Genomic DNA, 13,129 nt, shown 5'->3' on the forward strand with positions numbered 1-13,129 from the left:
CCGGCCCGCCGCGTCACACGGCGAGCGCCTGCGCCCGGCGCTTCACCTCCGTGCCGCGGTTCTCGCGCAGCGCCTGCGCCGGCGTGCCGGGCAGGGTCTCATCCGGGGTGAAGAGCCATTCCAGCATCTCCTCGTCGGCGAAGCCGTCGTCCCGCAGGAGGGTCAGGGTGCCGGCCAGGCCCTTGACGACCTTGCCGTCCTTGATGAAATCGGCCGGCACGTGCAGTGCCCTGTTCTCACCGCGGCGCACCGCGATCAGCTGGCCCTCCTTGACCAGCTGCCGGACACGCGTCACCTCGACGTCGAACTCTTCGGCGATGTCGGGGAGGGTGAGCCAGGCGGGGACGAGTCCATCGATGTTTGCGTCAATCTCGGTCACGGGACAAGCCTGCCACCTCGCACTGACAGCCGGTAGCCGGGCATCGCCAACGGGACGAGACCCACACCGGCGGGTGACGCCTCCCCGGGGCGCGGACCGGCTCCGGGAAGGGCGGTGACCGCTCTCAGAGCGCCGCCGCCTTCAGCGGCACGGACGCGTCGGCGGCCCGTTCGCGGTCCAGGGCTGCGCCGCGCTCGATGAGCTTGCGGCCCTGCGCCAGATCGCGCGGGCGGCCGACCGCGAGCAGCGCGACCAGCCGGCCGGCCCGCAGCCAGACCACCGACCAGGCGGCGCTCTCCGGGTCGCCGCGCCAGACGAGTTCGTCGGCGCAGCCGTGGTGGCCCGCGTACTGCACGAACCGGCCGAACTGCTCCGACCAGAAGTACGGCACCGGGTCGTACGCCACGCTCTCGGCCGGGCCGCGGGTGATGTTCCCTGCGACCGTGCGAGGGCCCTGGAGGGCGTTGTCCCAGTGGTGGATCAGCAGCCTGCGGCCGTAACGGGCCGACGGGAAGGAGGCGCAGTCGCCGACCGCGTAGACGTCCGGGGCGGAGGTGCGCAGCCGGTCGTCGGCGAGCACCGAACCGTCCTGCGGCGAGAGCACGACGCCGGAGCCGGCCAGCCAGCCGGTGGCGGGGCGTGCGCCGATGCCGACGACCACCGTGTCGGCGGGCAGCGTGGTGCCGTCGGCGAGGAGCACGGCGTCCGCTTCGACGGCGGCGACCCGCGCGCCGGTGCGCAGCCGGGCGCCGGCTCCGGCGTACCAGCCGGCCATGTGGGCGGCGACCTCGGCGGGCAGCGCGCCGGCCAGCGGCCGGTCGGCGGCCTCGACGACGGTGACCGCGCAGCCCGCCTCGCGCGCCGCGGTCGCGAACTCGGCGCCGATCCAGCCCGCGCCGACGACCACGATCTCGTGCCGGGCTGCGAGTACGGGCCGCAGCCGCTCGGCGTCGTCGAGGGTGCGCAGCAGGTGGACGTGGGGCAGCCCCGCGCTGCCCGGCAGCGCGAGGGGCTCGGCGCCGGTGGCGAGGACGGCGTGGTCGTAGCGGACCGGGCCTTCGGCGGTCTCGACGAGGTGGCCGGAGGGCCGCAGTGCGGTGACCGGGCGGCCGAGGTGCAATTCGATGCCGAGGGAGGCGAAGTCGACGTCGAACGCGGCGCCTTCGGCCTTGCCGAGCAGGACCGCCTTGGACAGCGGCGGGCGGTCGTACGGCTGGTGCGGCTCGTCGCCGAACAGCGTGATCGCGCCACGCCAGCCTTGTTCGCGCAGCGCGACAGCGGTCTGCACACCCGCCATACCCGCGCCGACGATCACGACGCGCGGCGTGTGGTCAGGGGCCTGGGAGGACTTGCTCTGCTCGCTCACCCGATCACTCTAGGACGGCGCGCGACGGCGCCCGCAGCAGCGCGCAAGGAGATCTCTGACACAGCGTCACCCCCGGTGGGCCGCCGGGGAGCGCCCCCTGCCGTGCCGGGGGCGCTCCCTTACGGGGCGTCGGCGGCGGGTACTAGGGTGAGGGACATACGCACTCGCGGGAGCCCGGACGCACCGGGCTGAGAGGGAGGCTGGCGGCCTCCGACCGTACGAACCTGATCCGGGTCATGCCGGCGAAGGGAGGGGCTGGACGCCCATGCATCCGTCTTCCGCACCGTCCACCGCACCACAGGGGACGCCGCCCGCGGCGCGGCACCCCGATGTGCTCGTCATCGGCGGCGGCATCATCGGCCTCGTCACCGCCTGGCGGGCCGCCGCACGGGGGCTGCGCACGGCCGTCGTCGACCCGGAGCCCGGCGGCGGCGCTGCCCGGGTCGCGGCCGGCATGCTGGCCGCCGTCACCGAGCTGCACTACGGGGAGCAGACCCTGCTGGGCCTCAACCTGGCGTCCGCCCGACGCTATCCGCAGTTCGTCGCGGAGTTGGAGGAGGCGAGCGGGCAGGCCGTCGGCCACCGCGTCTGCGGCACTCTCGCGGTGGCGCTGGACGCCGACGACCGGGCCCATCTGCGGGAGTTGCACGCGCTCCAGCTCCGGTCCGGGCTGGAATCGGAGTGGCTGTCCGGGCGCGAGTGCCGCCGCCTGGAGCCGATGCTGGCGCCCGGCGTACGCGGGGGCCTGCGGGTGGACGGTGACCATCAGGTCGACCCGCGCCGGCTGGCGGGCGCGCTGCTGGCGGCCTGCGAGCGGGCCGGGGTGGTCTTCCACCGCACCTGGGCCGAGCGGCTGACGGTCACCGCGGGCCGGGCCACGGGCGCCGAACTGGCCGACGGCAGCCGGCCGGCCGCGGGCCGGGTCGTGCTGGCCGGGGGCAGCCACAGCGGCCGGCTGGCCGGGGTGCCCCGTGAGGCGCTGCCTCCGGTGCGCCCGGTCAAGGGCCAGGTGCTGCGGCTCCGGCTGCCGGACGTCCCCCGGGGCAGCCCCGCGTTCCTGTCCCGCACGGTGCGGGCCGTCGTCCGCGGCGGACCCCTCTACCTGGTGCCGCGGGAGAACGGCGAGCTGGTCGTCGGCGCCACCAGTGAGGAGCTGGGCTGGGACACCACCGTCACCGCGGGCGGCGTCTACGAACTGCTGCGGGACGCCCACGAGTTGGTGCCGGGCATCACCGAACTGCCGCTGGTCGAGACCTGCGCCGGGCTGCGTCCCACCTCCCCGGACAACGCGCCGCTGCTCGGCCAGAGCTCGCTGCCCGGCCTCCTCCTGGCCACCGGGCACTTCCGCAACGGCGTCCTGCTGACCCCCGTCACCGGGGACGCGATGGCCGAGGTGCTGGCCACCGGGCAACTGCCCGAAGAGGCCCGCCCGTTCTCCCCCTTGCGGTTCGCCGACGCCGCCCCCGTAGCGGCCGTTTCGGCCCGCGTCCCCCAGGAGCAGCCCGTATGAGCACCTCCCCCGTGTCCGTCACCGTCAACGGAGAAGCCCGTGAGATCCCGGGCGGCCTGACGCTCGACCTGCTGGTGGCGACGCTGTCCCGGGCGCCGGGCGGGGTGGCCGCCGCGGTCAACGAGACCGTGGTGCCGCGCGCCCAGTGGCCCCGCACCCCGCTCGGCGACGGGGACCGCGTCGAGGTGCTCACCGCAGTCCAGGGAGGCTGAACCGACCATGGCCGATGATCTCCTCACCATCGCAGGCACCACCTTCACGTCCCGCCTGATCATGGGCACCGGCGGCGCGCCCAGCCTGGACGTCCTGGAGCGGGCGCTGCTCGCCTCCGGGACGGAGCTGACGACGGTCGCCATGCGGCGGCTCGATCCGACCGTGCAGGGCTCGGTGCTGTCCGTACTGGAGCGGCACGCGATCCGGGTGCTGCCGAACACCGCGGGCTGTTTCACCGCGGGCGAGGCGGTGCTCACCGCGCGGCTCGCCCGTGAAGCGCTCGGCACCGACTGGGTCAAGCTCGAAGTCGTCGCCGACGAGCGCACCCTGCTGCCCGACCCGATCGAGCTGCTGGACGCCGCCGAGACACTGGTGGACGACGGTTTCACGGTGCTGCCCTACACGAACGACGACCCGGTGCTGGCCCGGAAGCTGGAGGACGTCGGCTGCGCCGCGATCATGCCGCTGGGCTCGCCGATCGGCTCCGGGCTCGGCATCCGCAACCCGCACAACTTCCAGCTGATCACCGAGCGGGCCGGGGTGCCGGTCGTGCTGGACGCGGGCGCGGGCACCGCGTCGGACGCGGCACTCGCCATGGAGCTGGGCTGCGCCGCGGTGATGCTGGCGTCCGCGGTCACCCGGGCCCAGGAGCCGGAGCTGATGGCCGGGGCCATGCGGTACGCGGTCGACGCGGGGCGGCTCGCGTACCGGGCGGGCCGTATCCCGCGCCGGCACTTCGCGCTGGCGTCGTCGCCCGCTGACGGGGTGGCGGAGCTGGATCCGGAACGGCCGGCGTTCCGGTAGCGCCGGGCGGTGCGGGGCACGGGCGCCGCTGCCCGTGTTCCTGTCACCGTTCGGCCTCAGTACGCCGGGGAAGGCCGCCGCGCGTGTGACGTGTCGGTGGGTCCTCGTAGACTCGTCTGCCGTGGATACGACCCTTCAGGACCCCCTGGTCGGGCAGCTGCTCGACGGCCGCTACCGCGTCGATGCACGCGTCGCCGCGGGCGGTATGGCCACGGTCTACCGGGCCATGGACACCCGGCTCGACCGCGTGCTCGCCCTGAAGGTGATGCACCCCTCCCTGGCGGTGGACGACGCGTTCGTCGACCGGTTCATCCGCGAGGCCAAGTCGGTCGCCCGGCTCTCGCACCCGAACGTGGTGGGCGTCTTCGACCAGGGGACGGACGGCACGTACGTCTATCTGGCCATGGAGTACGTCGCCGGGTGCACGCTGCGCGACGTGCTGCGCGAGCGGGGCGCCCTCCAGCCGCGGGCCGCGCTGGACATCCTGGAGCCGATCCTCGCCGCCCTGGGCGCCGCGCACCGCGCCGGTCTCGTGCACCGCGACATGAAGCCGGAGAACGTCCTGATCGGCGACGACGGCCGGGTCAAGGTCGCCGACTTCGGCCTGGTGCGGACGGTCGGCACGAATACCACCGACTCCACGGGCGCGGTCCTGGGCACCGTCTCCTACCTCGCCCCCGAACAGATCGAGCACGGCACGTCCGACGCGCGCGTGGACGTCTACGCCTGCGGTGTGGTGCTCTACGAAATGCTCACCGGCGGCAAGCCGCACACCGGCGGCACCGCGGCCCAGGTCCTTTACCAGCATCTGCACGAGGACGTCCGCCCGCCGTCCGACGCCGTCCCCGGCCTCGCCGGGCAGCTGGACACCCTGGTGGCGCAGGCCACCGCCCGCGCCCCGCAGCTGCGGCCGCAGGACGCGGTGGCACTGCTCTCCGCGGCCCGCACGGCGCGCGGCGGCCTGTCCGACGCGCAGCTGGACGCGGTGCCGCCGCAGGCCAGGGAGGCACCGGCCGGTGACGGCGCCGAGCGGACGAGTGTGCTGCCCCGGGCCGGCGGCCGGCTGCCGCTGCCCGGTGTCGCCGATGACCCGGAGCTGAACCGCACCAGCGTGCTGGAGGTGCCGCCGGCCGACGCCGCAGCGCCGGACGGGCGGACCACCCGGCTGCGTCCTGCGCCCCCGGTGCGCCGCGGGCCGTTCGCGGACCCGCGGCGCCGGATCGCCGCCCTCGTCGCGGCCGTCCTGGTCGTGCTCGGCATCGGCGCGGGTGTCTGGTACATCAACGCCGGCCAGTTCACGACCGTGCCCGCGGTGCTGGACATGCCGCAGGCCAAGGCCGCGAAGACGCTGCGGGACGAGGGCCTGGGGATGAAGGTACGGCGGGACTACAGCTCCACGGTGCGGCGCGGCAGCATCATTGCCACCGAGCCCGGCGTCGGCGCGCGCATCCGCGGCACGGGCACGGTCACCCTCACCGTCTCGCGCGGCCCGGACATCGTCGCCGTCCCGGATCTGGCGGGCACCCCGGTCGCGGACGCCCGGCGCAAGCTGCGGGACCGCGGTCTCGTGCCGGGCACCGAACGCAAGGAGTTCAGCGACGAGGTCGCCAAGGGCTCGGTGATCCGCACGGATCCCGAGTCGGGCAGCAAGCGGCGGCCGGACACCGCGGTGGCGCTGACCGTCAGCCGCGGCACCGCCCTCGACGTCCCCGACGTGACCGGCGACGAGCGGCAGGCGGCGGCCGCGGAGCTGCGCGAGGCGGGCTTCGAGGTGAAGTTCGCCGACACCCCGGTGCACTCGCCACAGGACAAGGGCACCGTCGCACGGCAGTCGCCCGGACCCGGCAGCGGCAAGCTGGGCAAGGGCGAGACGGTCACGCTGACCCTGTCGCAGGGCCCGGAGATGATCACGGTCCCGGACGTCACGGGCCACCACGTCGACGACGCGAAGCAGCAGCTGACGGACCTGGGCTTCGCCGTCGAGGTCAAGAAGCCGTTCCTGTTCCCGCAGGACACCGTCGATACGCAGTCGGTCGACGGCGGGAAGAAGGCGCCGAAGGGCAGCACGGTCACCATCCGGCTCAAGGGCGCGCTGTAGGGGGCATCGGCGGCCCCGGGGCGGCGGGCCGCGGGCGCCTGGCACTCTTGTGGGGTGAGCACTTTCCCGTCCCCGCAGGGCGCCGCGTCGCCCGCCCGTACCCGTAATCCGGTCGGCGGCCATGTGCCGGTGGCCGGCGGCCTGGCCAAGGTCGGCCTGCCCTATGCCCGTGCGCTGGGCGGCGAGAGCGTGCAGGTCTTCGTGGCCAATCCGCGCGGCTGGGCGACGCCGCCCGGCAGTCCCGGGCAGGACGAGGAGTTCCGGGCCGGCTGCGCGCGGGACGGCATCCCGGCGTATGTGCACGCGCCCTATCTGATCAACTTCGGCTCGCACACCGAGGCGACCGTCGACAGGTCCGTGGAATCGCTGCGGCATTCGCTGCGGCGCGGCCGGGAGATCGGCGCGCTCGGCGTGGTCGTGCACACCGGATCGGCGACCGGCGGGCGGCCGCGCGGCACGGCGCTCGCGCAGGTCAGGGAGCGGATGCGGCCGCTGCTCGACGAGCTGACGCACGACGACGACCCGTGGCTGCTGCTGGAGCCGACGGCCGGCCAGGGCGCGTCGCTGTGCGCGCGGGCGGAGGATCTCGGGCCGTACTTCGACGCGCTGGACCGGCACCCGAAGCTGGGCGTGTGCCTGGACACCTGCCACGCGTTCGCGGCCGGGCACGACATGGCGGCACCGGGCGGGATGAAGGCGCTGCTGGACGAGTTGACGGAGGTCACCGGCGAGGGGCGGCTGCGGCTGATCCACGCCAACGACTCCAAGGACGTGGTCGGCGCGCACAAGGACCGGCACGCGAACATCGGTGCCGGGCACATCGGTGCCGAGCCGTTCGCGGAGCTGTTCCGGCATCCGGCGACGGACGGGGTGCCGCTGGTGATCGAGACGCCCGGCGGCAAGGAAGGCCATGCGGCGGATGTGGCGCGACTCAAGGAGCTGCGCGGCTGAGGGCCGCGGGTCCGCGCCGTGCCGGGCTGACCCGGCTCAGAGTTCGGGGCCGTCGCCCGGTTCCTCCTGATAGGAGTAGCGCTGTTCCTGCCAGGGGTCGCCGAGGTTGTGATAGCCGCGCTCTTCCCAGAAGCCGCGGCGGTCCGCCGTCATGTACTCGATGCCGCGGACCCACTTGGGGCCCTTCCAGGCGTAGAGATGCGGGACCATCAGCCGGACCGGGAATCCGTGTTCGGCGGTGAGGAGTTCGCCTGAGCGGTGGGTGGCGAAGAGGCAATTCTCCGCGGCGAAGTCTTCCAGGCGCAGGTTCGAACTGAATCCGTATTCGGCCCACACCATCACGTGAGTGGCCTCGGGCGCGGGCGGTGCGAGATCAAGGATCGTCTGCGTCCGTACGCCGCCCCATTCGGCGCCGAGCATGCTGAATTTCGTGACGCAATGCATATCGGAGACGACCGTCGCATAGGGCAGCGCGGCGAATTCCTCATGCGTCCAGCAGTGCTTGTCGCCGTCCGCCGTGGCACCGAAGGCGCGGAACTCCCAGCGCTCGGGGCGGAACTTCGGCACCGGGCCGTAGTGCGTCACAGGCCAGCCCCGCTGCAGTCGCTGCCCCGGGGGCAGCTGAGGATGCTCCGCTTCGCGGCTTTCCGGCTGACCCATGCCTCCATGGTGTCAGACGGGGAGGGGTGCCCATGACCAGGGAGACGGTCGAATCGGGCATAGAGGAGTAAGTGTGTACTTACTGGACGTTACGCTCCGGGCGGTGCAAAGATGCGCGGCACTTGCCCAGTTCCCGCGCGGAAGGAGCCCGCTGCCATGCAGGGCGATCCCGAGGTCATCGAATTCCTCAACGAGCAGCTGACCGCCGAGCTGACCGCGATCAACCAGTACTTCCTGCACGCGAAGATGCAGGAGAACTTCGGCTGGCCGAAGCTCGCGAAGTACACCAGGTCCGAGTCGTTCGACGAGATGAAGCATGCCGAGATCCTGACGGACCGCATTCTCTTCCTGGAAGGACTGCCGAACTATCAGCGGCTGTTCCATGTACGCATCGGCCAGACCGTCACCGAGATGTTCCAGGCGGACCGGCAGGTCGAGGTGGAGGCCATCGACCGCCTCAAGCGCGGAATCGAGATGATGCGCGCCAAGGGCGACATCACCTCGGCCAATATCTTCGAGGACATCCTCGCGGACGAGGAGCATCACATCGACTATCTGGACACCCAGCTGGAACTGGTCGAGAAACTCGGCGAGGCGCTGTACATCGCGCAGGTGATCGAGCAGCCGAGCTGAGGCGGCGCGGCGCCGGGAAAGCCGGAAGCCTTTAGGCCGCCCCGGGGAAGGCCGGAAGCCTAGGCCGCCTCGGGGAACGCCGCCGGGGCCGCCCCGGGGAACGCCGGGGCCGACAGCGGCACCGGTCCCGGCTCGGCGGACAGCGGCTCGGCCACGCCGTTGTCGATCAGCTCGCGGCGGGGGCAGGCGCCGCGGCCCAGCAGGGCCTGGATGCGGCGTACGCAGCCGCCGCAGTCGGTGCCCGCCTTGCAGGCGGAGGCGATCTGGCGGGGCGTGCAGGCGCCGGTGCCCGCGTGCTCACGGACCTGCTGTTCGGTGATGCCGAAGCAGGAGCATACGTACACGCGGTTCACCTCCGTGGAGCCGGACTCATCGATCCCGTTGATCTTGAGTAAGGTTACCCTTACCTTACCTGCCGCAGCGGGTGCTGCACAACGACGTGGGGCGCGGATCGTGTGATCCGCGCCCCACCTGCGTGGTCATCCGTCAACGACGGCCGGTCTCACTGATCGCGGTACATCTCCGCCACCAGGAAGGCCAGGTCCAGCGACTGGCTGCGGTTGAGCCGCGGGTCGCAGGCGGTCTCGTAGCGCTGGTGCAGATCGTCGACGAAGATCTCGTCGCCGCCACCCACGCACTCCGTGACGTCGTCACCGGTCAGCTCGACGTGGATGCCGCCCGGGTGCGTGCCGAGGGACTTGTGGACCTCGAAGAAGCCCTTGACCTCGTCCAGCACGTCGTCGAAGCGGCGGGTCTTGTGACCCGATGCCGCCTCGAAGGTGTTGCCGTGCATCGGGTCGCAGATCCAGGCAACCCGCGCGCCGGACGCGGTGACCTTCTCGACCAGCTCGGGAAGCTTGTCGCGGACCTTGTCCGCTCCCATGCGGGTGATGAAGGTCAGCCGGCCCGGCTCGCGGTCCGGGTCGAGGCGCTCGACGAGCGTGAGCGCGTCCTCGGGCGTGGTCGTCGGGCCGAGCTTGACGCCGAGCGGGTTGCGGATGCGCGAGGCGAACTCCAGGTGCGCGCCGTCGAGTTGACGGGTGCGCTCGCCGATCCAGACCATGTGGCCCGAGACGTCGTAGAGGTCGCCGGTGCGCGAGTCGACGCGGGTCAGCGCCGACTCGTAGTCGAGGACGAGCGCCTCGTGGGAGGCGTAGAACTCGACGGTGCGGAACTCCTCCGGGTCCACCCCGCAGGCGTTCATGAAGTTCATCGCGCGGTCGATCTCGCGGGCCAGCGCTTCGTAACGCTGCCCGGAGGGCGAGGACTTCACGAAATCCTGGTTCCAGGCGTGCACCTGGCGCAGGTCGGCGTAGCCGCCGGTGGTGAAGGCGCGCACGAGGTTGAGCGTCGCGGCGGACGCGTGGTACATCCGCTTGAGGCGCTCGGGGTCCGGGATGCGGGCCGCCTCGGTGAACTCGAAGCCGTTGACGGAGTCGCCGCGGTAGGTCGGCAGCGTCACGCCGTCGCGGGTCTCGGTCGGCTTGGAGCGCGGCTTGCTGTACTGGCCGGCGATCCGCCCGACCTTGACCACCGGGACGGACCCGGCGTAGGTCAGCACGGCGCCCATCTGGAGCAGCGTCTTCAGCTTGTTGCGGATGTGCTCGGCGGATACGGCGTCGAAAGCCTCCGCGCAGTCGCCGCCCTGGAGCAGGAACGCCTCACCACGGGCAACCGCGCCGAGGCGTTCACGCAGCTGGTCGCACTCGCCCGCGAAGACGAGCGGCGGATAGGACTCCAGCTCCGCGATCACATCGCGCAGAGCCTTTTGGTCCGGCCAGTCAGGCTGCTGCGCCGCGGGCAGGTCTCGCCAGGTGTTGCCACCGGCATGGGTTTCAGCGTTCACGGTCACGGTGTCCACATTACGGGGTTCCCGGAGGGGCCCCGGGCGCCGCCCGGACTGTGAGACACACCCCACTCGGCATACGGGCACCGTCCAAAGGTGCTGCGGTCACTCCGGCAGGGTGTCGTCCGGCGCACCCCGGGCGATCGAGGCGAGGGCCGGCAGCGCCCGGGAGAGCTGGTCGAAGGTCGCGCCGGCCAGGGCGATCCGTACCGCGTTCGGCGCAGGGCCCGCACCCTGGGTGCCCTCGGCGGCGACCGCGAAGGCGGCGGCCGGGGTGACGGCGATGCCCCGCCGGGCCGCGGCCGCCAGGAACGTCTCGGCCCGCCACCGGGACGGCAGTTGCCACCAGAGGAAGTAGGCGCGCGGGTCGGCGTGCACCTCCTGGCCGTCCAGCAGTTCGGCGGCCAGGGCCTGGCGGGCCGCGGCGTCGCGGCGTTTGGCGGCGACGATGCGCTCCAGGCTGCCGTCCGTCATCCAGCGGGTGGCGGCCTCCAGGGCGAAGCCGGTGGCGGTCCACCCGCCGGAGCGCAGCGCGGCGGCGAGCCGGCCGGTGTGGGACGGGGGCGCCAGCGCGAGGCCGACGGTCAGGCCGGGGGCGAGCCGCTTGGAGAGGCTGTCGACCAGGATCGTGCGGCCGGGGGCGTACGAGGCGAGTGGCGGCGGGGGCGCGGGGCTCCGGGATGCGGCGCGGCCGCCCGGCGGCGCGCCGCACAGAAAGGCCCACACCGTGTCCTCCACGGCCCAGACGTCCAGGGCCTCCAGGGCATCGGCCAGCTCCGCCCGGCGCGTGGCGGGCATCGTCGTGCCGAGCGGGTTGTGCAGGGTCGGCTGGACGTAGACGGCGCGCAGCGGGGCGGTGCGGTGGGCGGCGCGCAGGGCGTCGGGGCACAGGCCCTGTTCGTCGGTGGCGAGCGGTACGAGGGTGATGCCGAGCCGGGCGGCGATCCCCTTGATCATCGGGTAGGTGAGCGCTTCGACGCCGAGGCGTGCGCCGGGCGGCACCAGGGTGGCGAGCGCGCCGGCCAGCGCCTGCCTGCCGTTGCCGGGGAACAGCAGCTGGTCCGGGTCGGGGCGCAGGCCGGGCCCGGTGAGCAGGCCGGCCGCCGCGTTCCGGGCCGCGGCGGTGCCGGACGGGGCCGACGGGCGCAGCGCGGCGGCGAGGGTGTCGGGGCGCAGCAGCGGGGCGAGCCCGTCGGCCAGCAGCGCGGACTGCTCGGGGACGGCAGGGTAGTTGAGTTCGAGGTTGACGTGGCCGCCGCCGTCGGCCGCCGGTTCGGCGAGCGCGGGGCCGGTCGGGTGCTGGGCGGCGCGTACGAAGGTGCCGCGGCCGACCTCGCCGACGGTCAGGCCGCGGCGGGCCAGTTCGCGGTAGACGCGGGTGGCGGTGGAGGGCGCGATGCGGTGGGTGCGGGCGAAGGCACGCTGGGTGGGCAGCCGGTCGCCGGGGCGCAGCCGGCCCGCGGCGATGGCGGCCGCGACGGTGTCCGCGATGCGCTGGTATTCCTCGGCGGTCATGACGGCACGCTCCTCGGCCCGTGATCCTCACCCGGGGCGATCCCCCGCAATCCCCACTTTGCACTGAGTGCAATGGATCTATTGCACCGAGAGTGTGGCGTGCCTAGCATCGGGATGTCAACGGAAACGGCACCAACCAGCAGAAAACCGAGGAAAGTTGTGCGGAGCGCACCGGGTACGGCCCTCGTCGGCGACATCGGCATGGCCTACGCGGAACAGGGCAGCGGCGCCCCTCTGGTGCTGGTGCACGGCCACCCCTTCGACCGCACGATGTGGGCGCCGCAGCTCGCGTCGTTCGGTGCGCCGGGCAGCGGCCTGCGGGTGATCACGCCGGATCTGCGCGGCTACGGCACCTCGGAACCGGCGCCCGGCGGGGCGGACGGCGGCGACCCGGGCACCCGCCGCACCACGCTGGAGACCTTCGCCCACGACCTCGCCGCGCTGCTCGACGCGCTGGGGCTCGGCCGGGAGCGGATCGTGCTCGGCGGCCTGTCGATGGGCGGCCAGATCGTCATGGAGTTCGCCCGGCGCTTCCCCGGCCGGCTGCGCGGCCTCGTGCTGGCCGCCACCTCCCCGTACGCCGAGACGGATGCCGGCCGGCGCGACCGGAACGCGCTCGCCGACCGGCTGCTGCGGGAGGGCATGCACGGCTACGCGGACGAGGTGCTGGACCGCATGGTCGCGCCGTACAACGTCACCGGGCAGCCGGAGGTCGCCGGGCACGTCCTGCGGATGATGCGCGGCACCCCGCCCGAAGGTGCGGCGGCCGCGCTCCGCGGCCGGGCCGAACGCCGGGACCACACCGCCTCGTTGGCGCAGATCGGCGTCCCCGCTCTGGTCGTGGCCGGCCGCGACGATCCCTTCACGCCGGTCGCCGAGATGCAGGACTGGTACCGGCGCATCCCGGACGCCACGCTCACCGTCATCGAGGGAGCGGCGCACCTGCCGAACCTGGAGCGCCCGGCGGAGTTCGACGCGGCGCTCGCGGGGTTCCTGGACCGGCTGCCGTAGGCCCGCTTCGAGACGCCGTCCCGCGCCCGTCCCGGTGTCGGGTAGGGTGCCCGGCATGTACGCGCCCCTCATGACGACCAGGAACTGGTGGTGGACCGCTCATCCGGCGGCCCGCTGATACGCGCGTACATCTCCCGATTTTC

The 13,129-nt window shown here is 73.3% G+C and carries 14 protein-coding genes and 1 riboswitch; of the genes, 8 read left to right on the forward strand and 6 right to left on the reverse strand.

Annotation, left to right across the window (positions count from 1 at the left end; all coding sequences use genetic code 11):
• Positions 1-13 precede the first annotated feature (13 nt).
• Positions 14-379 carry an Rv2175c family DNA-binding protein gene (locus tag LIU39_RS25270; RefSeq protein ID WP_227049183.1) on the reverse strand — a complete coding sequence of 122 codons (366 nt, stop codon included), beginning with the start codon at positions 377-379 and terminating at the stop codon, positions 14-16.
• Positions 380-503: 124 nt separating this feature from the next.
• A complete protein-coding gene (locus LIU39_RS25275) occupies positions 504-1,745 on the reverse strand; it encodes an NAD(P)/FAD-dependent oxidoreductase (protein ID WP_227049184.1) in 1,242 nt (413 codons plus the stop codon).
• A gap of 156 nt (positions 1,746-1,901) precedes the next feature.
• A riboswitch (TPP riboswitch) is annotated at positions 1,902-2,013 on the forward strand.
• A 63-nt stretch (positions 2,014-2,076) separates the two neighbouring features.
• Here LIU39_RS25275 and thiO point away from each other — a divergent pair.
• The 5 genes from thiO (at position 2,077) to LIU39_RS25300 (ending at position 7,321) form a co-directional block, all read left to right on the forward strand.
• Positions 2,077-3,255 (forward strand): glycine oxidase ThiO, encoded by a 1,179-nt coding sequence (gene thiO / locus LIU39_RS25280; protein WP_308409416.1) that lies wholly within the window; start codon positions 2,077-2,079, stop codon positions 3,253-3,255.
• The gene (gene thiS, locus LIU39_RS25285; RefSeq protein WP_227049186.1) at positions 3,252-3,467 is read left to right on the forward strand and encodes a sulfur carrier protein ThiS; all 216 of its coding nucleotides are present in this window, start codon (positions 3,252-3,254) and stop codon (positions 3,465-3,467) included. The genes thiO and thiS overlap by 4 nt, the downstream gene beginning before the upstream one ends.
• A 7-nt stretch (positions 3,468-3,474) precedes the next feature.
• Positions 3,475-4,272, forward strand: coding sequence for a thiazole synthase (locus tag LIU39_RS25290; protein WP_227049187.1), 798 nt, complete (start codon positions 3,475-3,477; stop codon positions 4,270-4,272).
• 121 nt (positions 4,273-4,393) lie between these two features.
• A complete protein-coding gene (pknB, locus tag LIU39_RS25295) occupies positions 4,394-6,370 on the forward strand; it encodes a Stk1 family PASTA domain-containing Ser/Thr kinase (RefSeq protein WP_227049188.1) in 1,977 nt (658 codons plus the stop codon).
• 54 nt (positions 6,371-6,424) lie between these two features.
• Positions 6,425-7,321, forward strand: coding sequence for a deoxyribonuclease IV (locus tag LIU39_RS25300; RefSeq protein ID WP_227049189.1), 897 nt, complete (start codon positions 6,425-6,427; stop codon positions 7,319-7,321).
• Positions 7,322-7,357: 36 nt separating this feature from the next.
• Here the strand turns inward: LIU39_RS25300 and LIU39_RS25305 are convergent, their stop codons facing one another.
• A complete protein-coding gene (locus tag LIU39_RS25305) occupies positions 7,358-7,981 on the reverse strand; it encodes a sulfite oxidase-like oxidoreductase (RefSeq protein WP_227049190.1) in 624 nt (207 codons plus the stop codon).
• 156 nt (positions 7,982-8,137) lie between these two features.
• Here LIU39_RS25305 and bfr point away from each other — a divergent pair, with 156 nt between their 5' ends.
• Entirely contained in the window at positions 8,138-8,614 is a 477-nt protein-coding gene (bfr, locus tag LIU39_RS25310) for a bacterioferritin (protein WP_227049191.1), read from the forward strand.
• 59 nt (positions 8,615-8,673) lie between these two features.
• On the opposite strand, the gene LIU39_RS25315 is transcribed toward bfr, so the two are convergent.
• From LIU39_RS25315 to LIU39_RS25325, 3 genes are all read right to left on the reverse strand, one after another.
• The gene (locus LIU39_RS25315) at positions 8,674-8,958 is read right to left on the reverse strand and encodes a (2Fe-2S)-binding protein (RefSeq protein ID WP_227049192.1); all 285 of its coding nucleotides are present in this window, start codon (positions 8,956-8,958) and stop codon (positions 8,674-8,676) included.
• A 158-nt stretch (positions 8,959-9,116) separates the two neighbouring features.
• Positions 9,117-10,460, reverse strand: a complete 1,344-nt coding sequence (locus tag LIU39_RS25320; RefSeq protein WP_227049226.1) for a class II 3-deoxy-7-phosphoheptulonate synthase — start codon at positions 10,458-10,460, stop codon at positions 9,117-9,119.
• 105 nt (positions 10,461-10,565) lie between these two features.
• Entirely contained in the window at positions 10,566-11,975 is a 1,410-nt protein-coding gene (locus tag LIU39_RS25325) for an aminotransferase-like domain-containing protein (RefSeq protein WP_227049193.1), read from the reverse strand.
• Positions 11,976-12,176: 201 nt separating this feature from the next.
• Here LIU39_RS25325 and LIU39_RS25330 point away from each other — a divergent pair, with 201 nt between their 5' ends.
• Together LIU39_RS25330 and LIU39_RS35685 are read left to right on the forward strand one after the other, a co-directional pair.
• A complete protein-coding gene (locus LIU39_RS25330; protein WP_227049227.1) occupies positions 12,177-12,986 on the forward strand; it encodes an alpha/beta fold hydrolase in 810 nt (269 codons plus the stop codon).
• A gap of 55 nt (positions 12,987-13,041) precedes the next feature.
• Positions 13,042-13,104, forward strand: coding sequence for a trp operon leader peptide (locus LIU39_RS35685; protein ID WP_372464036.1), 63 nt, complete (start codon positions 13,042-13,044; stop codon positions 13,102-13,104).
• Positions 13,105-13,129: the final 25 nt, after the last annotated feature.

This window comes from Streptomyces pinistramenti (assembly GCF_020564935.1).
GTDB classification, from domain to species: Bacteria; Actinomycetota; Actinomycetes; order Streptomycetales; family Streptomycetaceae; genus Streptomyces; species Streptomyces pinistramenti.

Bases quoted from the DNA above. Each gene is read 5' to 3' on its own strand.
- thiS (WP_227049186.1), top strand. From the start codon at position 3,252: ATGAGCACCTCCCCCGTGTCCGTCACCGTCAACGGAGAAGCCCGTGAG.
- LIU39_RS25290 (WP_227049187.1), top strand. From the start codon at position 3,475: ATGGCCGATGATCTCCTCACCATCGCAGGCACCACCTTCACGTCCCGC.
- LIU39_RS25305 (WP_227049190.1), bottom strand. From the start codon at position 7,981: ATGGGTCAGCCGGAAAGCCGCGAAGCGGAGCATCCTCAGCTGCCCCCG.
- bfr (WP_227049191.1), top strand. From the start codon at position 8,138: ATGCAGGGCGATCCCGAGGTCATCGAATTCCTCAACGAGCAGCTGACC.
- LIU39_RS25325 (WP_227049193.1), bottom strand. From the start codon at position 11,975: ATGACCGCCGAGGAATACCAGCGCATCGCGGACACCGTCGCGGCCGCC.
- LIU39_RS25330 (WP_227049227.1), top strand. From the start codon at position 12,177: ATGGCCTACGCGGAACAGGGCAGCGGCGCCCCTCTGGTGCTGGTGCAC.